The 19581-nt window shown below is 71.5% G+C and carries 18 protein-coding genes; 10 read left to right on the forward strand and 8 right to left on the reverse strand.

What is annotated here, in order from left to right; all coding sequences use genetic code 11:
- Positions 1–193 precede the first annotated feature (193 nt).
- The gene (locus BD833_RS20070; RefSeq protein ID WP_166534937.1) at positions 194–895 is read right to left on the reverse strand and encodes a hypothetical protein; all 702 of its coding nucleotides are present in this window, start codon (positions 893–895) and stop codon (positions 194–196) included.
- A gap of 135 nt (positions 896–1030) precedes the next feature.
- Between BD833_RS20070 and BD833_RS20075 the strand changes: the two genes are divergently transcribed.
- The 4 genes from BD833_RS20075 (at position 1031) to BD833_RS20090 (ending at position 5092) form a co-directional block, all read left to right on the forward strand.
- The gene (locus tag BD833_RS20075; RefSeq protein WP_166534938.1) at positions 1031–1519 is read left to right on the forward strand and encodes a hypothetical protein; all 489 of its coding nucleotides are present in this window, start codon (positions 1031–1033) and stop codon (positions 1517–1519) included.
- 363 nt (positions 1520–1882) lie between these two features.
- On the forward strand, positions 1883–2308 hold the full coding sequence (locus tag BD833_RS20080) for a RusA family crossover junction endodeoxyribonuclease (protein ID WP_166534939.1): 426 nt from the start codon (positions 1883–1885) through the stop codon (positions 2306–2308).
- Positions 2305–2970, forward strand: a complete 666-nt coding sequence (locus BD833_RS20085; RefSeq protein WP_166534940.1) for a hypothetical protein — start codon at positions 2305–2307, stop codon at positions 2968–2970. Before BD833_RS20080 ends, BD833_RS20085 begins: the two co-directional genes overlap by 4 nt.
- 349 nt (positions 2971–3319) lie before the next feature.
- The gene (locus BD833_RS20090; RefSeq protein WP_166534941.1) at positions 3320–5092 is read left to right on the forward strand and encodes a hypothetical protein; all 1773 of its coding nucleotides are present in this window, start codon (positions 3320–3322) and stop codon (positions 5090–5092) included.
- 679 nt (positions 5093–5771) lie between these two features.
- Here the strand turns inward: BD833_RS20090 and BD833_RS20095 are convergent.
- The 3 genes from BD833_RS20095 to BD833_RS20105 all read right to left on the reverse strand — a co-directional run bounded on the left by BD833_RS20095 (position 5772) and on the right by BD833_RS20105 (position 9434).
- Positions 5772–6830, reverse strand: a complete 1059-nt coding sequence (locus tag BD833_RS20095) for a hypothetical protein (protein WP_166534942.1) — start codon at positions 6828–6830, stop codon at positions 5772–5774.
- A gap of 565 nt (positions 6831–7395) precedes the next feature.
- Positions 7396–8481 carry a zinc-dependent alcohol dehydrogenase gene (locus BD833_RS20100; RefSeq protein WP_208092787.1) on the reverse strand — a complete coding sequence of 362 codons (1086 nt, stop codon included), beginning with the start codon at positions 8479–8481 and terminating at the stop codon, positions 7396–7398.
- Positions 8478–9434 (reverse strand): Gfo/Idh/MocA family protein, encoded by a 957-nt coding sequence (locus tag BD833_RS20105; RefSeq protein WP_166534943.1) that lies wholly within the window; start codon positions 9432–9434, stop codon positions 8478–8480. Before BD833_RS20105 ends, BD833_RS20100 begins: the two co-directional genes overlap by 4 nt.
- 116 nt (positions 9435–9550) lie before the next feature.
- On the opposite strand from BD833_RS20105, the gene BD833_RS20110 reads away from it, so the two are divergent.
- The 4 genes from BD833_RS20110 to BD833_RS20125 all read left to right on the forward strand — a co-directional run bounded on the left by BD833_RS20110 (position 9551) and on the right by BD833_RS20125 (position 13801).
- A complete protein-coding gene (locus BD833_RS20110) occupies positions 9551–10519 on the forward strand; it encodes a glucosyl-3-phosphoglycerate synthase (protein WP_166534944.1) in 969 nt (322 codons plus the stop codon).
- Positions 10520–10527: 8 nt separating this feature from the next.
- The gene (locus BD833_RS20115; RefSeq protein WP_243737843.1) at positions 10528–11763 is read left to right on the forward strand and encodes a glycosyltransferase; all 1236 of its coding nucleotides are present in this window, start codon (positions 10528–10530) and stop codon (positions 11761–11763) included.
- Positions 11764–12011: 248 nt separating this feature from the next.
- Positions 12012–12872, forward strand: a complete 861-nt coding sequence (locus BD833_RS20120) for an SGNH/GDSL hydrolase family protein (RefSeq protein WP_208092788.1) — start codon at positions 12012–12014, stop codon at positions 12870–12872.
- A gap of 65 nt (positions 12873–12937) precedes the next feature.
- A complete protein-coding gene (locus BD833_RS20125) occupies positions 12938–13801 on the forward strand; it encodes a patatin-like phospholipase family protein (RefSeq protein WP_166534947.1) in 864 nt (287 codons plus the stop codon).
- 3 nt (positions 13802–13804) lie between these two features.
- On the opposite strand, the gene BD833_RS20130 is transcribed toward BD833_RS20125, so the two are convergent.
- The 4 genes from BD833_RS20130 to BD833_RS20145 all read right to left on the reverse strand — a co-directional run bounded on the left by BD833_RS20130 (position 13805) and on the right by BD833_RS20145 (position 17109).
- The gene (locus BD833_RS20130; RefSeq protein ID WP_166534948.1) at positions 13805–14077 is read right to left on the reverse strand and encodes a flagellar FlbD family protein; all 273 of its coding nucleotides are present in this window, start codon (positions 14075–14077) and stop codon (positions 13805–13807) included.
- Positions 14078–14206: 129 nt separating this feature from the next.
- Positions 14207–15769: a DUF6297 family protein gene (locus tag BD833_RS20135; RefSeq protein WP_166534949.1), complete on the reverse strand. Its 1563-nt coding sequence runs from the start codon at positions 15767–15769 to the stop codon at positions 14207–14209.
- A 2-nt stretch (positions 15770–15771) separates the two neighbouring features.
- Positions 15772–16470, reverse strand: a complete 699-nt coding sequence (locus BD833_RS20140; protein ID WP_166534950.1) for an ABC transporter ATP-binding protein — start codon at positions 16468–16470, stop codon at positions 15772–15774.
- A gap of 39 nt (positions 16471–16509) precedes the next feature.
- Positions 16510–17109 (reverse strand): TetR/AcrR family transcriptional regulator, encoded by a 600-nt coding sequence (locus BD833_RS20145; RefSeq protein ID WP_166534951.1) that lies wholly within the window; start codon positions 17107–17109, stop codon positions 16510–16512.
- Positions 17110–17206: 97 nt separating this feature from the next.
- On the opposite strand from BD833_RS20145, the gene BD833_RS20150 reads away from it, so the two are divergent.
- Together BD833_RS20150 and BD833_RS20155 are read left to right on the forward strand one after the other, a co-directional pair.
- Complete coding sequence (locus tag BD833_RS20150) at positions 17207–18481, forward strand: flavin-containing monooxygenase (protein WP_166534952.1); 1275 nt, start codon at positions 17207–17209, stop codon at positions 18479–18481.
- 131 nt (positions 18482–18612) lie between these two features.
- Positions 18613–19569: an NAD-dependent epimerase/dehydratase family protein gene (locus BD833_RS20155; protein ID WP_166534953.1), complete on the forward strand. Its 957-nt coding sequence runs from the start codon at positions 18613–18615 to the stop codon at positions 19567–19569.
- Positions 19570–19581 lie beyond the last annotated feature (12 nt).

The raw sequence follows: 19581 nt of genomic DNA on the forward strand, positions 1-19581 counted from the left end.
GCAAATGTGGGAGTCAGACCGCCCCGGACCCGGCGTCCGTGCCCCGCAGCCTGCCCGGGAGGGACCGGTTACGGGAGCCCGATTCCATCAATGCAAGACGTGTGACGGCCACCGATCTTGATTGCTCCAGTTGCGAGCACGGCAGCCACCGGGGGCACGACCGTGACAACGTCAACCAAGGTCGACCTGAAGCTCATCGGCCCGTCCGCCATCGCTCGACGGTCTTGGTCAGGTCCTTCAACGCCTTCTCGACGTTGGCAAGACTTCCGGCATCGACATCGGCCGCCTGACCGGCGAAGTCGGCTAGCGAGAGGTCGTAGACCAGAGGCTCCACCTCTCCGAAGGGGCCGATGCAACGGACTGTCACCGTGCTCGGCGGGGGTGGTGCTTGACCCTCCTCGAAGTAGCTGAAGGACGTTCCGAGATGCCACGACAACGAGCCACCGGGCGGCAGGAACGTGATGCCTCCCTCGAGGTCATCGAACGTCCCTCTATCAGCTCCCAGGCGACGCTGCAGCGGAGGGTCGAAAGACACTCGAACATCGCGGGCGACTGAGTTCCCTCGGTTCTCGACCACGACCTGCAGAAGGTGCCCACTGTGCGAACTGGCGCGCACGTCCGCCACCACGTAGGGCTGCGCCTGATCTCGCCGCATCTGCTCGGACAACTCGGTCTGTCGTTCGGCCGCAGCCGCAGCGTCGCGAGCCGCTGCGACCTGCTCGCGAGCCGCCATGACCTGGTCGCGTGCACTGCTTGCCTGCACGTTCGCTGCCTGCGCCGATTCTTTGGCGCTCCTCGCTTGGTCTTTGGCGCTCTGCGCGGACAGAATTGCGACGACGAGCGCTCCCCCCGCGATTGCGACCGACACAATGGCCACAATGAATTCCCCGCTCATGCGGCCAATCGTCACAGCTGAGTCTCAGAACCAGCAGCCGCCACGCGCATAGGGAACGTCGCGACTCGTGTCCCGTGGACCGAGGTGGGTCCCGCTTGGCCCACTGCGGGAGGGGCTCGCAGGTAGCGTGAGGACATGGATCACGAGCACGCCTTGGATATCCATATCCTCGCCGACGGCTCCGAGGAGCGCCGGCAGCCTTGGGTGATCACCGACGGGCACGAGAGGCTGACTGGGGCGCACTCTGGCGGCGTATGCGTTCACGCCGAGGCGTCGTTCGAGGTCGCGAGGCGGGGGCGGCTCTCCGGGTCACTCTCGCTTCAGCCCGGCAGCTCGGCCCGCATCGCCGGTCAGCACGCTGGATCGCTGCATGTGGGGGCCGGGGCCGTAGCGGAGGTCGTCGGCGACCAGAGCGGCTCGGTGCACGTGGAGGACGGAGGCCTGGTGAAGGTCCACCCCGGCGGCAAGCTGGCTGGGTCGCTGCACGTGGCGGGCCTCGTCGAGAACCGGGGGATTCGGGGAGGTCCCGTTCAGGTGAGCGGCGGTGTGGTTGAAGACCTGGACGGCGGGTCCGTGAAGCAGCCGACCAAGGGTCCGCGCGGCGAGAACGTCTACAGGTGGTGACGCCGGGCGCGAGTGACCCGACTGTGGTCACGGCCCCAGAGGGAGCTGGCACGAGGCTGCAACCTCGCCGTATGAGCCGTGTGGCGTGACCCATCCATGACCCACGCAGCGCAAAACAGGGGTAAAGACGGCTCATTCAGGCCTACCGGAGGATCCTCCAGACCTTCTCCCATTACGCTAACGGGGGCTCTTACCTGCGGTAATACGTGGACTGACCGGGGTCGAAGCGAGATGGCCAGCTTGGAAGGGATCGACCACCAGAGGGCGGTCGCATGCCCTGCGGCGGTCCTACTGCCGTCCGGTAGGTTGTCTCGGGCGCCGAGGGGATCGCTGGACCGGGGACCCCCGGAAGGAGAGCGCGTCGTGGCCGTACCGCTCCCCTGGGAGTGCACGGTGCGTGGAGTACCGGCATCGCTGCAGGCCAGCAAGACGAAGATCGGCGACTGGCGGCGTCGGGTGGCCGAAGCAGCGAAGGAACGGTGGCCCTACGGAGAGCCGCCGCTGGAGCAGCCCCTCGCGCTGCTCGTCGCGTTCATGCACTGGGGGCAGAGTCTCGACGTCGACAACATGCTCAAGCCGACGCTGGACGGGCTGATCGATGTCACCTACGTCGATGACGCGCTGCTCGAACAAGTAGTAGGCGCACGGTGGGACCTCTCGCGGATGCTTCGCGTGGAGCGACTGACACCCGTCCTGGCTAGGGCGGTGGTGGAGGCCATCGTCGATGAGCGACCCTTTGTGTACCTGCGGTTGAGTCCGCCGGTCGGACTGGAGGAGCTGCTGCGGTGACGAAAGCGACCCAGCTCGATCCCGGACGCCATGAGGCGACTGAGCGAACCATCGAACGCCTGCGCGCTGGAGGCTGGGACGTGGTCGTCAGACCCGGACCGGATGAGCTGCCCGAAGCCTTGTCTGACTTGCAGCCGGACCTCGTCGCGCACCGGGGTGATGAGCACGCCGTCGTCGAGGTCAAGTCGCGGCTAGCGCCGCCCAACCTCGACCTCGTTACCCTGGCCGAACGAGTTGCCAGCCTTCCGGGCTGGCGGCTGGAGCTGGTGTACATCCCTGATGAGCCTGCCGTCGCAGAGCCCGCGCAACTCCGGCGATGGGCCTCGACCGCGTCGGAGCTGGCGGGCTCATCACCGGAGGCCGCGCTGCTGTTGTCATGGGCCGCACTAGAGGGACTCCTGCACCAACTGGCCCAACAACGCGGCGTCGACACTAACCAGGCCGGCAGCTTGCTTGCTGCCCTCGCCAGCCTCGGTGTCCTCGACGATGACGAGCACGACCGGCTGCGACGTGCGATGACGGCCCGCAACGCTCTCGCGCATGGCCGTCAAGGCCCGCCCATAGAGGCGGCCCATATCCGGGAGCTGAGCCAGCTGGCTGGCCGATTCGCCGATCGCGCCGAGGATGAAGAATCCGGCGACAGGTCACCAGCCTCTACATGAGGCCGTACGCGTCTTGGACCTCATGACCGCCGGAATGCACCGCGTGTGTCAGCTGGGTTCGGCGTGGTGACTCAGATGTCGCGTGCTTCCGTATAGGACGTTGGCTCGAGTCGGCCTGGTGCGTAATTGAAGTACCTGAAGAGGATCGGCAGCGCTGTGCGCAAATACTCGGGCTGGGCTGGAGTTGTGAACCATTATGAGAGGAGCTGCGCCCGCCGCTCAGCGGTCCGAGACTTGGCAAAGAGGTGTCGATGACCGTTTCGCCATGCGCGGGGCCCCGTCAACCGTCGCCCCGACCGGCCTACGATGACGGCTGAAGGCCTTCGGGCGGCACGGTTCAGCATCGGGAGTGACCATGGTCGAAGTTGCGTGGCCAGTTATACATGCAACCCAGGTCGAACAAGTCATAGCCGTTTTCCTGTCCCGCGAGCACCCTCACGCATTACGGATCACCCCTTCACAAGGGGATAAAGGGCTCGACGTTATCGTGGAACAAGCAGACTCTACATATCACAACTTCCAGGTGAAATACTTCGCAACAAACCTGAACTCTTCGCAGAAGCGGCAGATCAAGAAGTCGCTAGCGTCGGCTATATCCCTCCATAACGACAAGGATTCGGACTTCGACTTGTCTTTGTGGATTCTAACGATGCCATGGAACCCCACGACTCAGCAGCTCGGCTGGTTCCGGCAGATCCAGACCGACTTGGCATGCCCCTTCTCGTGCGAATGGCGGGGTCTGGACTACGTCAACGGGCTAGCGTCCAAATACCCACAAGTTGTTGATTACCATCTCGGGAACGACAAATCGCGCCTCGAGCAGCGGATCAAGGATCTCGAGAACTTTCAGAGGCTTCGAGCCCTAGCCGGAATGCCCTCAGCAGACTCGACTCTCGTCCCCCAAGATCTCTTGACGCCACTCGCAGAGGTCGTGCAAGCCATCAATCGCGACGATCCGCACTATCAATTCTCGGTTGAGGCTGGCCCTTATGCTCCACCCGCCGTCAGCCGACCAGGACTCATTGCGAGCACCACGATTGGCGAAACGCAGGTCGGCCCCTTCGTGACATTTCATGTCTACGCTCGATACCGGCACGCAACAGATGACCGACCCCTACCCCTAACCATTCACCTGAATGAAGCGGCTCTCACGGAAATGGACCGCGCTGCGTGGCAGGACGCGATACGGTTCGGCAGCCCAGTCACGCTGGCTCCTGGGTCATTCACATTGGACATCGATCTACCGGGCGGGTTAGGTGTCACGAACGGTGAAGGAACGCTTCGTCTGTTCGCCTCTGATCTTCAAGCTCCGCAGCCGGGTCCCGTCCGTTGGGTGATCGTCGGTCCCGCGTCATGGTCGGTGATCGCGGAGATTGAGGTACAGAACGGGCCGGCGACCAGAGGCGTCGCTGGTGGCATTGAGTTCGAGGGCATTGACTCAACAGGCATCATGACGACCCGTACCCGAGCCACCCCAAACCCGAACGGCACGTTTAACCTCAATGTGACTATCAGCTTGGCGCCCGAGCAGGAATTGATCGGACTGCCAGTGGCTCAAGCACTCCAAATTCTACGGTTCATCGACGCATACAAGCCAGGTAATCGACTTGCCTTCGGACCGCGTTGGGAGCCAATTGTTCGGGATTCTGCCCAGCTAATCCAAATCGACGCGGGCAGTGCCACCGCGCTGATATCCTTTCTCACGGATCTGAACCTAGTTAGCAATGAATGCGGTGCTCCAGCGAGCGTGCCGAACTGGCGAGAACTGACCCGGCAAGAGTTCCTTGGCGTGCGTAACGCGGCCAGGGTCTTAGCGGGGTCGACGGCCCGCTTAGAGGTACACGAATCATACATCGCAGAACTGGCCAAGTCGGATATAGAGATGCTCCCCAAAGGCGAACCGGTAGCCGTCACTATGCCCACGCAGTTCGAGCTGAAGGTGGCAGAGCAGAAGTTTGTTCTACCGTTCACGGAGATTAGCTTTTCCCGCATAACGATAGAGTCATCGGATCAGACGTCACCCGACCCGGATCGCGGCTTTATCGTATTCCGCCCGATGGAGGGTTGCGAGATCACGCAGTCAATGCCGTACGGTGCAGAGGGTGATGATTCACTGGAATGACATTGGCGAAACCCATGCTGTGGCTAGCGGCCAGCGAGATCAGCAACCCAGGGTGCAGTCGGGCCGCCAGGCAGCTCGAGACATCTGTTGGTCCATGCAGGCAAGCCTTGGCCCTGTGCAGGTCCACGGCGGGGCATGGGTAAGTCGCTGGCGGCGACCACGGTGGAGCTCCCGCGCTGGGGACGTCTGGTGAACTCACGAGCGCGAGGCTCAGGTCTCGAGAAGTCCGCAAGAATCGCAGAACGGCCGGTCTCAGCCGTTCGCCATCGTCGACAATTGTCGATATAGCCGCTGGACAGTATGTTGTTTGCAGCGCCAGTCCATCACGGTGGAACACCCCATCAACGTTTGCTCAACTCCTGCACCGCCGAGCTGGCCATCCGCGATACCGACGCTTTGCGCGCGTTTGGGTCGGGGCAAACCACTATCGAGCGCCGCCGAGCAGTCGCTGTCACTGCCCAACGGCGGCATGCCGTCGCTGCCCTCAAAGTAGGCATGAATCTGCTCACCTTGGGTGGGGTGGGTCTGATCGAGGTTCTGGCGGACGAGTTTGTGCTCGGCCGCGTAGCGGTCGAAGAGGACCGATGGTCAGTGCGCGGAGCGGGTGACCGGGATCGAACCGGCATGGCCAACCCGGAAGGTTAGAGGCCCCGCAGCTCATTATGCGCAAGGTTCACCTTCACCAACTTGGCGCTGCCTCCACGCCGCCACCGGCGCCGAAAATGTCGATCGGCACTGTGGTGGGCTCTAGGGTATTCCACCTGCTTCCAACGAGGACCCGATAGTCGACATTGGTGGCACGTTCACTCCAGCGACGGACCTGCTCGTCGCTGAGGAAGCGCGGCTGACAGAATTGCAGCACGGTGTCGAAGGCAACTCCGATGGCGTCGCTGACAGCTCGATCATCGTCGGCCGCGGCGAACGTGAATCCGACATGCCATGGATGGTCGGCCAAGAGATGGACTATGAGCGGCCGGATCTCATCCAGCTGACTGTCGTGCCACAGCCGGCGGATGTCGACGGGCCGCTCGCGTGGATAAAACTCGGCGTGCCATAGGTAGCCAGCACCCGGGCTGGCATGTGTCTCGCGGTCGGCCCAAGGTCGTCTGCTTAGACGCAGCCGGAAGCGCGTCTCGTACTGGCGGCGGGCGTGCTCAATGAGGCGCTGCGCCGCCTCATGCTGACCGCGGAGCCATCCATGACCGATGGCATTGGGTACATCACTGGGGTCAGGAAGCCAGCGGTCGTTGTAGGTGGCGAAGGCCGTGAAGGCGCCTCGCTCCAAGTCGCGGAGCGTCTGCTCGAGTCGACCCAGGTCGTCCTGGTGCGGTGCTCGGACATGTCCGATGCGGTGCCTTATTCGACTGAGGTCAACGAGCCGCCCCTGCCAGGTGGACCGCTCCATCAGGGCGTATCCCATCTGATCCCAGCGCCGCTCGATCAAGTCGGTGAGGCTGCTGACGTCGAGGTAGGCCAGCGGATCCTGGCTGTCGGCACTCAGCATGTGGGTATAAGCCGCATCCTGGGTCTGGCGACCGGCGGCTGCCCTGACTGCCTCCGTCCAAGCCGCGCCTCGTAGGGCGCGGAGCTCAAGGTATGCCAAGTCGCGCAGCCAGGTTTCCAGCTGCCACCAACGGGCGTAGAGCGCGAGCGACTCCGCCGGCATGCCGCTCCCGACGGCCGCTTCCAGGGCGCGGCCGACGACGGAGTTCTCGGTTGGGGGTGGCTCCGGCCACATGCCGCAATCCTGCCGCCTGGGGTGACATCGCGCCGGGCGGTCATGCCGCGGGGCGGCGCGGGTGAGTGGCGCGGACATAGGTCCAGTAGCGGTCCGACGAGCAGCGCCAGGAGGGGCGCCCGCTGCGACCGCAGCCCGGACCAGTCCGGAGAGAACCCGCCGCGCGGGGGGCGGGGGCTTCGGTGGGTGGCCACCGCCTGCGTGGCAGGGGACACACGGTCGAGCGTGGACCGATGGGGCAGTGGGGGCGGGTGTCCCTCCGGGACGTCGGCGTACTGAGTGCCTGTCCGCGCTGCCTGCTGCCAGGATCGTCGCGGTAGCGCTGGTTGCAGTTGCGGTTGCAGTTCGCGGCGTTCGCCCCGGTATGCCGACGTCCGCCGCCGTTCGAACCAGCAGGTCAAAGGGTTTACGGAACGGCGGCGAACCGCCACGCACGCGATCATGACGGCCTGGCAGTGTGGGGGTCAGGGGTTCGAGTCCCCTCAGCTCCACCCCGATGACCAGGCCGTTCTCCTCCGGGAGAGCGGCCTGAGTCGTCGTCGGTGCCTTTCGCGGCCGGGCGGGCTCAGGGCGCCACCGCGAGCGCGGCCGAGACGGCGTGGCGGCGCCGGGCGCTGAGGTCGGCGAAGAAGGCGGGCGCGTCGTCGAAGGGCACGACGTCGGTGAGCAGGTGCTCGCGGACGAGATCACCGGAGCCCGCCAGCAGGGCCAGTGTCTCCCGGGACAGCCGGGCGCGGTCCCAGAGGTGCGCCAGCCCTCGCGGCACCCGGCCGATCTGGGCGCACCGCACCGACAGCCCGTTGTGGTGGAACTCCTCGCCGAGGGGGAGGTCGGGGGCGCCCCCGGTGTAGAAGGCGAGGTCGACCACGGTCGCCTGCGGCCGGGCGCAGCGCAGCGCCGTCGCCAGCGCCGCCGACTGCCCGCGGCACTGGAACACCACGTCGGCGCCGTGGTCGGCCGGCCCGTGCCGCCACCGGGTCTTCAGGGTCCGCGCGACCTCCGGGGTGTCGTCGACGGCGGTCAGCCCGAGCCCGGCGGCGGCGGCCCGCCGCTCGGGGGTGGGGTCGACGACGACGACCTCCGCGGCGCCGTGCACCCGGCAGAGCAGCCCGACGAGCAGCCCGATCGCGCCGCCGCCGACCACGACGACGAGCCGGCCCGCGACGCCGTCGCCCAGCTTCCGGCCGCCGGCGTCGGCGGCGGCGTGCAGCACGCCGTTCACGCAGATCGGCCCCAGGTGGGCCGCGTAGATGCCCAGCAGCGGGTCGAGGTCCGAGGGCAGCGGCACCACGTGCTGGGTCACCGGGTCGCCGTGGACGACGGTCGCGTGCCCGTACGCCATCGCCACGACCGCGCCCTCGGCCACCGCGGCGGTGCGGCTGTCGGTCACCCGGGCGACCTCCATGTAGCCCAGCTGCCGGACGGGGAACGACCGGGGCTCGGCCGCCGCGTCGAACAGGCCGAGCTCGGCGTCCCAGCCGGTGGCGAGGTAGGGGCTCGTCCCGCGGAACCAGGTGAGCTCGGTCCCCGCCGACACCCCGCTGTGCAGCGTCTCGGCCCGGAAGCGGCCGTCGGCCAGCGGTGGCTCGGGCGTCTCCTCGATCTCCAGCACCCCGGGGCGGGGCACCACCAGCGTGCGCACGGTGCTCACCGGCCCACCCGGACCGTCGCGCCGGTGCGCGTCGCCTCCGCGACCGCGCAGCCCAGGCGGTGCGTGGCGAGCGCCTCGGCGACGTCGACCAGGCCCGGCGGCGCCGGCCGCCCCGACAGCACGTCCACGAACGCCCGGTCGACCGCGGTGCGGGCGTCGAGGGTGGGCGCGGTCTCCTCGTCCCCCGCCGCCGTGCGCACCCGGAGGGCGGTCTCCGTGAGGTGCACGGAGGCTCCGTCGGCCACCACCTCCAGCCCCGAGGCGGTGGGCGCCGGCAGCACGCAGGAGGTGCTCACCGTCCCCACGGCCCCCGACGACAGCCGCAGCACGGCCGCCGTCGCGTCCGGCACGTCCCGCCCCTCCCGGGTGGACGGCGCCGCCCCGCCGACCACCTCGTCGACCTCCCCGGCCAGCACCCGCAGCAGGTCGAGCACGTGCGTCGCCTGCTCCACGACCTGCCCGCCGGAGCGGTCCGCGCGGCTCCACCAGGCCGGCGGCGGTGTCGTGCCCCACCACCGCGCGTCGACCAGCCGCACGGTGCGGCCGGCCAGCGCGGCGCGGGCGCGGGCGACGGTGTCCAGGTGCCGCCAGTGGTAACCCGTCGCCGTCGGCAGACCGGCATCCGCGACCGCCGCGGCGACCCGCTCGGCGGTCGGCAGGTCGGCGGCCAGCGGCTTCTCCACGAAGAAGGGCAGCCCCGCACGGACCAGGGTCAGCTCCAGCTCCCCGTGCGCGAACGGCGGGACGCACAGCCAGACGGCGTCCAGGCCGCGGCCGAGCAGCCCGGCGAGGTCTGCGGCCACGGGAGCCGCGACCTCGGCGGCCACGGTGACGGCGGTGGCGGGGTCGGCGTCCCAGATCCCGGCCAGTTCGACGTCGTCGAGACCCGACAGCACGCGCGCGTGCCGGGCGCCCACGGCCCCCGCCCCCACCAACCCGACCCGGATGCCCATGCCCGGATGCTGCCGTCCGTGCCGGTCCTCCGCGCGAGAAAAATACGGACGAAATCGTTCCCGGTATGCGAGCCGGGCGGGGGTCAGGATGCAGCACCCCGACCGGGAGGGCTGCGATGCGCACCGATGTCGCTCACTGGCTGCACCACCGCACGTTCCGCGCGTCGGACTACGACCCGCACCGGCTGCTCGAGCAGAAGCGCTGCCAGGGCTCGACGGTCAGCGTGGTGCTCCCCGCCCTGGACGAGGAGCGCACGGTCGGCGCGATCGTCGCCGCGCTGCGCCGCGACCTCGTCGACGGCGTCCCGCTCGTCGACGAGGTGGTGGTCGTGGACAGCGGGTCCACCGACCGCACGGCGGGCGTCGCCGGCGCCGCGGGGGCCCGCGTCGTGCACGTCGACGACGTGCTGCCCGAGCACGGGCACGTGCCGGGCAAGGGCGAGGCGCTGTGGAAGTCGCTGTACGTGACCTCGGGCGACCTGCTGGTCTTCCTGGACTCCGACCTGGTGGGCTTCGACCCCACCTTCGTCGTGGGCCTGCTCGGCCCGCTCCTGACCGATCCGGCGATCGGCTACGTCAAGGGCCTCTACGACCGGCCGGTGGACACCCACGACGGTCTGGTGCCCACCGGCGGTGGCCGCGTGACCGAGCTGACCGCCCGCCCGCTGCTCAACGCGCTGTGGCCGCACCTGTCCGGCTTCGTCCAGCCGCTGTCGGGGGAGTACGCGGGCCGGCGCGAGCTGCTGGAGCAGGTGCCGTTCGTCTCGCACTACGGCGTCGAGCTCGGGTTGCTCGTCGACCTGGCCGACCTCGCCGGCATCGACGCGCTGGCGCAGGTCGACCTCGGCACACGGCGGCACTCCCACCAGAGCGACGCGGCGCTGGGCCGGATGGCCGGGCAGGTGCTGCAGACGGCGCTCGCCCGGTGCTGGGGGATCGGGGTCGGTGAGGACACGCTGGTCCAGTACGTCCGCACCGAGGCGGAGATCGAGGCGGTGACCTGGGAGGTCGGCGTGCGCGAGCGGCCGCCGATGCGGTCGGTGCCCGGCTACCGCGGGGCGCGCGCCCGTGGGCGGGTCCGGTGAAGATCCTCATGGACGCCGGTCCGTGGCTGCCGGTGCCGCCGGTGGGCTACGGCGGCCTGGAGAACGTCGTCGCGACCCTCACCACCGAGCTGCGCCGCCGCGGGCACGTGGTCGTGCTGGCCACGGTGGGGGACAGCCGGCTGCCCGCGGACGGCCGTGTCGCCGCCTTCCCGACCGGGCAGTTCCCGCAGCTCGCCGCTCCCTACCCGGAGGTCACCGGCATCGCCCACGCCCACGTCCACGCGGTGGTCGAGGCGATCCGCCGGCACCAGGCGGACGGCGTGCCGTTCGACTTGGTGCACACGCACCTGGAGGTCGTGGGGCCCGCGGTGCTCGCCGCGCTCGGGGCGGCGGCGCCGCCGGTGCTGCACACGCTGCACTGGGACCTCCGCCGCAATGCCGATTTCTACGCCCGCTTCGACGGCGGGGGACGTGTCTTCTTCGCGGGCGTCTCGGACTCCCAGGTGGCCCGCGGCCCCGAGGTGCTGCGCCGGCAGACGCTGGGCGCGGTCCCGCTCGCCGTCCCGATCCCGGAGCGGCCGCCGGTCCCGCGGGAGGAGCGCACCGACGCCGTCCTGGTCCTGTCCCGGCTGTGCGAGACGAAGGGCACCGACGTCGCGCTGCGCGCCTGCCGGGCCGCCGGGGTGCCGCTGGTCCTCGCCGGGCCGGTCGGCGGGCAGCCCGACCGGGCGAGCCTCGAGGCGGCGCTGGCCGACCCGGCGAGCCCGGTCGCCGGCTACCCCGACGTCCGGTGGTTCCGGGAGCACGTGGAGCCGCTGCTGGACGGCGACCGCGCGCGCTGGATCGGCAGCGTCTCCGGGGCCGAGAAGGCGGAGCTCCTCCGCCGGTCCCGGGCCGTGCTGTTCCCGATCCGGTGGCCCGAGCCCGGGGGGACGGCGGTGTGCGAGGCCCTCGCCGCGGGGACGCCGGTCGTCGCCCACGCGCAGGGCTGCCTGCCCTCTCTCGTGGACCACGGCGTCACGGGCTTCCTGGCCGGGGACGAGGAGGCGTTCGTCGCGGCCCTGCGCCGGCTCGACGAGATCGACCCGGCCGCCTGCGCGGCCACCGCTGCGCGCCGCTTCGCCCCGGCCGTGATGGCCGACGGGTACGAGGTCCTCTACGCCGAGGTGCTGCTGCGCGCCGGTGCCGTGCCGGGTGTGCCGCGCTTCCCGCAGCCCCTTGCGCCCGTCGCGGCGGTGGAGCGAGGGCCGTTCACCCCCCGCATGAGCAGCCCCATGGGGTGAGGGCGGGTGCCGGGGAGGGGTCGATTCCGGCCCGGCGAGGTCACCCTGGACGGCATGACCTGCGACGACTGCCTCGAGCTGGCCACCTTCTGCAGCTGCGGGTACCGGCCCTGGTGGCGCCACTTCCGGTAGGCCGGCGGACGGGCGGTGAACCGGACACCCCCGGGCGGATGACCGTACCCGCCCGTAACCGTTACCGCCCTCGGCCGTTGTACCGCGCACTGCTGCCCCTCTCACCTGGAGGAGACGTGCGCCGTCTCGCTGCCTGCGTCCTCACCGCTCTCGCCGTCCTGACCGGCCTCGTGGTCGCTCCCACCGCGCAGGCCGGGCCTGCGCCGCTCCGGTACGTCGCGCTCGGCGACTCCTACAGCGCGGCCTCGGGGGTCCTGCCACCGGACCTGACCGCGCCGCCGCAGTGCCTGCGCTCGATCCGCAACTACCCGCACGTGCTGGCCGCGGCGATCGGCGCGCGGCTGACCGACGTCACGTGCGGGGGAGCCGACACCGGTGACTTCTTCGCCGCGCAGTACCCCGGTGTCGCGCCGCAGCTGGCGGCCCTCGGCCGCGACACCCAGCTGGTCACCATGACCATCGGCGGCAACGACAGCGGCGTCTTCATCAACTCGATCCTCGCCTGCAGCACCGCCGGCCTGTCGACGCTGGGCACCGGCAGCCCCTGCAAGGACAGGTACGGCTCCTCCTTCGAGGACACCGTGCGCACCACGACGTTCCCGGCCCTGGTCGAGGCGCTGCGCGCGGTCCGGCGGGCGGCTCCGCACGCGAAGGTCGCCATCCTCGGCTACCCGTGGATCGTCCCCGCCAGCGGCGGCTGCTTCGACCGCATGACGATCGCTGCGGGCGACATCCCCTACCTGCGCAGCCTGCAGGCGACCCTCAACGACGTGGTCGCCCGGGCGGCCGCGCGCAGCGGCGTGACCTTCGTCGACCTGAGCAGGGTCTCCGACGGGCACGACGCGTGCCAGCGCCTCGGGGTCCGCTGGGTCGAGCCGGTGCTCCAGGGCACCAACGCGGTGATCGTGCACCCGAACGCGCTGGGCGAGGCCGCGATGGCGGCGCGGGCGCGCGAGGTGCTGCGTCTCGGCCGCTGAGCCGGGGGCCGGAGGCGGCTAGCGTGACGGCGTTCCCCAGGGGCGTCGAGCACGGAGGTGGCCGCGTGGCCGGTCGGGTCGAGGGCAGGTCGCGGGCGCTGGTGCTCGGCGGTGGCGGGATCGCCGGGATCGCCTGGGAGATCGGCCTGCTGGCCGGGCTCGCCGAGCACGGCGTCGACGTCCGGGCGGCGGACCTGATCGTGGGGACGTCGGCCGGCTCGATCGTGGGCACGCTGCTCCTCCGCGGCGGAGACCTGCAGGAGCTCTACGCCGTCCAGGCCACGCCGCCGGGCCCCGAGGAGCCCGTGGTGGAGTTCGACGCGCTGGCGATGATGACCGCCTTCGGGGAGGTGCTCGCCGGGGCCACGGCGGAGCAGGACGCCCGGGCCCGCATCGGTGGGCTGGCGCTGCGGTCCAGCTCCGTGCCCGAGAGCGAGCGGCGGGCGATCATCGCCGGGCGGGTCGGCGACCCCGACTGGCCGGAAGGCCGGCTGGTGGTCACCGCCGTCGACACCGGCGACGGGTCGTTCCACGCGTTCGACTCCACCTCCGGGATCCCGCTGCTCGACGCCGTCGCGGCCAGCTGCGCGGTGCCCACCGTGTGGCCGCCCACCACGATCGGCGGCCGCCGGTTCATGGACGGCGGCATGCGGTCCATGACCAACGCCGACCTGGCCGCCGGTGCGAAGAAGGTGCTGGTGGTGGCGCCGTTCCCCGGCACGCCCGGCAACCCGATGGGCCCGGACCTGGCGGGCGAGACCGAGGTGCTGCGCCGGGACGGCGAGGTGCACGTGCTCCTCGCCGACGACGCGGCGCTGGAGGCGTTCGGCACCAATCCGCTGGCACCGGCCAGCCGGCAGCCCGCGGCCCTGGCCGGGCGGGCCCAGGCCGACGCCGTGTGGGCGGAGGTCGCCGCGTTCTGGAGCTGAGGGTCAGGCCTGGCCGGTGGTCGGGACGCCGATCCGGCGGGCCACCCGGGCGGCCGGCGGCATCGCGGCGTAGCCGTTGAGCAGGGAGCTGCGGCGGGCGAACGCGCCGGCGCGGTCCTCGGCGATGAGCCGCAGCACCTGATCGATCCCGGCATCCAGGACCAGGTGCGTGCCGTCGACGAGGTGCACCTCGGTGTCGCCGTGGTGCTCGATGCGCTCGATGTGGTCGGGGTCGACGGCGAAGTACTTCCCGTTGCGGCAGGTCACGGCGATCACGGGAGCACCCCTTTCGGTGGGTGGTGCGGCGGGCCGGTCGGATGCCGTCCCTGCAGGTCAGCCATCGGCCGCCGCAGGCAGGTGCTGGAGAGGGTGACCGGAACCGGCACCCGATCGGGTGACCCCGGTTCAGCCCTTCGCCGCTCCGCGGTGCGCCAGGTAGGTCAGCGCGGCGGTGGCCACCGCCGTGGCCCACCCCCACTGGACGGCGACGAGCACGGCCAGCGGCGGCCCGTCGACGAGCAGCGCCACGAGGATCGGCGCGCTCCCGAGCAGACCGACGTCCACGCCCTGCACCAGGGTGGCCCCGGCACCGGCGGGCACGATCCCCATGGGCGTGGAGACGACCGGCCCGCCCCAGTCCAGTTCCGGGCGGTAGGCCCCGCGCACCGCCGCCGCCGTCCAGGCCGGCACCGCACCCAGCGCCAGCACCGTCCAGGCGAAGAGGTCGTCGCCGCTCTGGCCGATCAGCAGCCCGCCGCAGCCGCAGACGACCGTGAGGAGGACGGCCGGCACGACGGCGCGGGCGACGACCAGCCGGCCGGGGGAGAGGGGGAGCAGCCGGTCGAGCGCCGGCATGGCGTGGCCCTGCCGGGAGGGGTGGCCGACGGCCACCGCCGCGAGCAGCCAGCCGAGGACCAGGCCGACGGCGCCCGCGACGGGCAGCCGGTCCAGGCCCTCGGTCCGCACCGCGAGGACCGGGAGGGCGACGGCGACGAGCAGCTGGCCGAGCTGCCAGGGGCTGCGGGCCATGAGGGTGAGGTCGGCGAGGACCACCGCGCGCCCGGGACCGCGGGCCGGCCGGAACCGGCGCGGCCGGGACGGGGCCCGCCGCGGCGGGCGGGCCAGCGCGCGACCCAGGTCGCGCAGGTCCATGGAGAAGACCGAGGCCGAGGCGAACGCCGACGTCGAGCCGAGGGTCCGCAGTGCACCGGCGCCGATCCGGCCCAGCCCCCGGTCGGCGGCGACCAGCAGCAGCACCGCGACGGCTGCCGCGGCGAGGGCAGCGGCCAGGGGGACGGCGCCGCCGACGGCGGGAAGCTCGCCGGCCGCGCGGGCCAGCGGTGGGGCGATCGCCAGCAGCGCCGCCGTGGTGCTCGCGAGCACCGCCACCGCGCCGGCGACCGTGGACAGCCGGCCGGTCCGGCCCCGCGTCTGCGCCAGCGCGACCGCCCCGACCAGGCCGGCCGCTGCTGCGGCGGCGGTGACCGCGGCCGCCGTCACCGTCGCCGGTGTGGCGCCGGGCAGCACCATGGCCAGGGGCAGGGCGAGCACCGCGCTGGTCGCCGCGCATCCCGCGGCGAGGCGGACCAGGTCCCCGCGGAGCAGGCCGCGCCGGTCGGCGGGCAGCGGGAGCCACCAGCCGGCCGCCGCGGGGCTGGCGCTGATCGGGCCCAGCCGGTCGAGCAGGCCGATCAGCCCGGCGACCACGACGACGAGGGCCACCAGCGCGGCGGCCGACGCCGGCAACGGTGCGGCCGCAACCGGTTCGCGCACGGAGATCTCGTCCCGGACCGACGCCAGCCACCCGCCGGCGACGGCGAGCAGGATCGCGACGTAGGCGATCGTCGACCACGCGTCCTCCACCCGGGTCCACCACGTCGTGGAGGCCCGGGCGGCGGCGCTCCGGCGGGTCAGCCTGCGGACCTCGCGCCCGTCCAGGGGAGCGGCGGCCGGAGTCGCGGCGGCCACGGTCATCCCTCGGTGCCGGCCATGGTGGCGGGCACGGCCTCCGGCGGCAGCAGCACGCACTCCTCGTCCGCCAGCAGCGCCTCGTCGGCGGCCGTGGTCACGAAGGCCGCGTCGTGGCTGGCGAACAGCACCGCCAGCCCGGCGTCCCGCTCGGCCGCCACCCGCTCGGCCAGCGTGCGGCGCATCTCGGCGTCCAGGCGGCGCTCCGGCTCGTCGAGCACCAGCAGCCGCGCCGGGCGGACGAAGGCGGCGGCCAGGGCGAGGCGCCGCCGCTGCCCCGAGGACAGCCGGGACGGCAGGGCGTCCGCGCGCTCCTCCAGGCCGAAGGCGGCCAGCTCCGCCGCCACCACCTCCTCGGCGTCCTCGACCCCGTGTGCCCGCGCGGTCAGCAGCAGGTGCTCGCGGCCGGTGAGCGCGGGGAAGAACGCGTCGTCGTCCAGTACCTGGGCGACGTCCCGGCGGAACGACGCCCGGCGCTCGTCCACCGGCTCCCCGTCGAAGCTGACGCTGCCCCCGAGCGGCGGCAGCAGCCCGACGAGGGTGTGCAGCAGCGTGGACTTGCCGGCGCCGTTCGGCCCGATGACGGCCAGCGCACGGCCCGGGGGCAGGTGCAGGTGCACCGGAGCGCTGGTCGGGACGTCGTCGTGGCCGGCGGTCAGCTCGTCGGCGCGCAGCAGGGCGGCGTCGGGGGAGTCGGGCATCGCGGCCAACCTAGTGCGCGGCTGCCGCGACGACGGCGATCACCGGTCGGGCGCGGTACCGATGCCGTTCAGCAGCAGCGACCAGAAGTGGTCGGCCACCTCGTCGGTGGTCAGCGGACCGCTGCGGCCGAACCACTGGTAGGTCCAGTTCATCAGCGACAGCACCGCGAGGCTGGTCAGGTCGGGGTCCACTCCCCGGAACTCACCGAGCTCGTTGCCGGCGGTGATGACATCGGCGACCAGCTGCCGGTAGCGGGAGCGCTGCGCCGCCACCGAGGAGCGGGCGACGGGCGGCAGTTCCCGGTAGCTCTCGAAGAAGATCCGGAGGTAGCCGGGGTGGGAGTCCATCAGCCCGATGACGTCCCGCATCATGGCCCGGAGCTCGTCGCGGGGTCCGAGCCGCTCCGCCGTCCGCCGGTCGAGGTGGCGGCCGATGACGACGGTCATCAGCGTCTCGTGCAGCTCGACCAGCAGCTCGTCCTTGCTGCGGAAGTAGTGGTAGAGCGACGCCTTGCGGATCCCCGTCCGCTCGGCGATCGCCTGCATCGACGTCTCGTGGTAGCCGTCCCGGTCGAAGAGGTCGGCGGCGACCCCGATGATCTGGGCGCGTCGCGGGTTCTCCGCTGCGGTGCTGGCCACGCCGCGCAGGCTACCAATGCATTGACAGGCCGACGCCATTCTCCATAGCCTTCCGACCGGCCGGTAGGAATGGCGCGACGCACCGGGACGGAGCCGCGTGAAGGCGTGCATCATCGGCGCAGGAGCGTCTGGTGTGACGGTTGCCAAGGCCCTGGCGCAGCGCGGGATCGACTTCGACTGGTTCGAGAAGGGGTCGGCGCTCGGCGGCCTCTGGCGCTACGACAACGACAGCGGGACGTCGTCGGCCTACCGCTCGCTGCAGATCGACACCAGCTCGCGGAGCCTCGCCTACCCGGATTTCCCCGTGCGCCCCGACCGGCCGGCGTACCTGCGCGCCGGCCACGTGCTGGAGTACCTGGAGAGCTACGCGGCGGAGTTCGGGGTGGCCGACCGGGTGCAGACCTCGACCGAGGTCACCTCGGTGGAGCCGGTGGGGAGCCGGTGGTCGGTGACCACCGACCGGCACGGCGCCCGGAGCTACGACGCGGTCGTCGTCGCCAACGGGCACCTCAGCGTCCCCCGCCGGCCGTCCTTCCCCGGCACGTTCACCGGGCAGCAGCTGCACTCCCACGACTACCGGACGCCGGAGCCGTTCAGCGGGAAGGTCGTCGTGGTGGTCGGCATGGGGAACTCCGGCTGCGACATCGCCGTCGACCTCGCCCGGGTCGCCGGGCAGGTCCACCTCTCGACCCGCCGCAGCGCCTGGATCCTGCCCAAGTACCTCCTCGGCGTGCCCACCGACCGCTGGTCCGCGCTGTTCACCCGCCGGCTGCGGCTGCCGACGCCGGTCTCGCGCAACCTGGTGAAGACGCTGGCCAGGATCGCCGTCGGGCCCCAGGAGCGCTTCGGCGTGCCGACGCCCGCGCACCCGATCCACCGCGAGCACGCCACCATCGGCCAGGAGCTGCTGCAGTACGTGGCCTACGACTGGATCCGGATCCGGCCCGACATCGCGTCGTTCGACGGTGCGGAGGTCCGCTTCACCGACGGCTCCAGCACGACCGCCGACGCCGTCGTCCACGCCACCGGGTACGACCCGTCGTTCCCGTTCCTGCCCGCCGACGTCGTGGCGGGGGCCGAGGACGGAGCGCGGCTGTACCGCAGGATCGCGCACCCCGATGCGCCCGGGCTGCTCTTCGCCGGCCTGGTCCAGCCCGTCGGCCCGACGATCCCGCTCGTCGAGATCCAGGGCCGGTGGATCGCCCGGGTGCTGACCGGGGAGGTGCAGCTCCCGGACGCCGAGGCGATGGCGCGGGAGATCGCGGCGCACCGCCGCTGGGTCCGCGCGACCTTCGTGGCCTCGGCGCGCTACCGCCTCGAGGTCGACTTCCGGACCTACGCCAGGCAGCTCCAGCGGGACATGGCGGCGTGAGGCCGGGGGGCATGGCCGCGTGAGGCCGGGGGACATGGCCGCGTGAGGCCGGGGGACATGGCCGCGTGAGGCCGGGGGACATGGCCGCGTGAGGCCGGAGGACATGGCCGCGTGAGGCCGGAGGAGGGGACATGCAGGTACTCGTGACCGGCGGCACCGGGATCATCGGCAGCCTGACCGGCCGCACGCTCGCGGCCCGGGGGCACCGGGTCAGGCTGCTCGACGTCGCCCCGGATCCGGTAGCGGTGGCGCGCAACGGCGGGGAGGCCGGGGACGTGGAGGTCGTCGCCGGGGACGTCCTGTCGTTCGCCGACGTCGGCGCGGCCGTGCAGGGCGTGGACGTGGTCGTGCACCTGGCCTACAGCCTCGGTGAGGCGACGAACCGTCGCCCCTACGCGGCCAGCCAGCTGAACGTGCAGGGGACCGCGACGGTGCTGGAGGCGGCGCGGTTGTTCGGTGCGCAGCGCGTCGTGCTCGCCAGCTCGATCGCGGTGTACGGCTCCGACGGGGCGTACGCACCGGAGGAGCTGCCGCTGACCGAGGACGCCGCGCCGCGGCTCGCCCCGGGCATGCCGCTCTACGGCGCCGGGAAGCTCTACCTCGAGCAGCTGGCCCGGGTGTACCGCAGCACGCACGGGCTGCTGGGCGTCGGGATCCGGCCGAGCCCGGTGTACGGGCCCGGCGGGGTGCGCGGTGTCTCGGGGTGGCTGTCCCGGGCGATCGAGGGAGCTGCCAGCGGCCGGACCGTCACGGTCGACCGCGGCGACGCGCGGATGAGCCTGGTCCACGTGGAGGACGTCGCCGAGCAGCTCGTCCGGCTGGTCGAGCTCGACGCGGCGGCGTTCGGCGACCGCACCTTCTTCAACACCGGAGGCGACGCGACGACCATGCGGGAGATCGCCGCGATGGTGCGGCAGATCGTGCCGGAGGCCCGGCTGGAGGTCACCTCGGACGGGGAGCCGGACGTCGCCGGCCTCGCCACGCAGGTGAGCGGCCGCGCCCTCGCCGAGCTGATCGGCTACGAGCGCCGCCACGACCTCGCCTCCGGCCTGCGGGCGCACATCGAGGCCACCCGCTCGCCGTCCTGAGGAGGAGCCGAC

Origin of the sequence: Blastococcus xanthinilyticus, from assembly GCF_008124835.1 — a bacterium.
Lineage (GTDB): Bacteria > Actinomycetota > Actinomycetes > Mycobacteriales > Geodermatophilaceae > Blastococcus > Blastococcus xanthinilyticus.

Coding starts and splice junctions, on each gene's coding strand:
- BD833_RS20155 (WP_166534953.1), top strand. CDS start 18,613: ATGCAGGTACTCGTGACCGGCGGCACCGGGATCATCGGCAGCCTGACC.
- BD833_RS20115 (WP_243737843.1), top strand. CDS start 10,528: ATGGACGCCGGTCCGTGGCTGCCGGTGCCGCCGGTGGGCTACGGCGGC.
- BD833_RS20070 (WP_166534937.1), bottom strand. CDS start 895: ATGAGCGGGGAATTCATTGTGGCCATTGTGTCGGTCGCAATCGCGGGG.
- BD833_RS20110 (WP_166534944.1), top strand. CDS start 9,551: ATGCGCACCGATGTCGCTCACTGGCTGCACCACCGCACGTTCCGCGCG.
- BD833_RS20140 (WP_166534950.1), bottom strand. CDS start 16,470: ATGCCCGACTCCCCCGACGCCGCCCTGCTGCGCGCCGACGAGCTGACC.
- BD833_RS20105 (WP_166534943.1), bottom strand. CDS start 9,434: ATGGGCATCCGGGTCGGGTTGGTGGGGGCGGGGGCCGTGGGCGCCCGG.
- BD833_RS20075 (WP_166534938.1), top strand. CDS start 1,031: ATGGATCACGAGCACGCCTTGGATATCCATATCCTCGCCGACGGCTCC.
- BD833_RS20095 (WP_166534942.1), bottom strand. CDS start 6,830: ATGTGGCCGGAGCCACCCCCAACCGAGAACTCCGTCGTCGGCCGCGCC.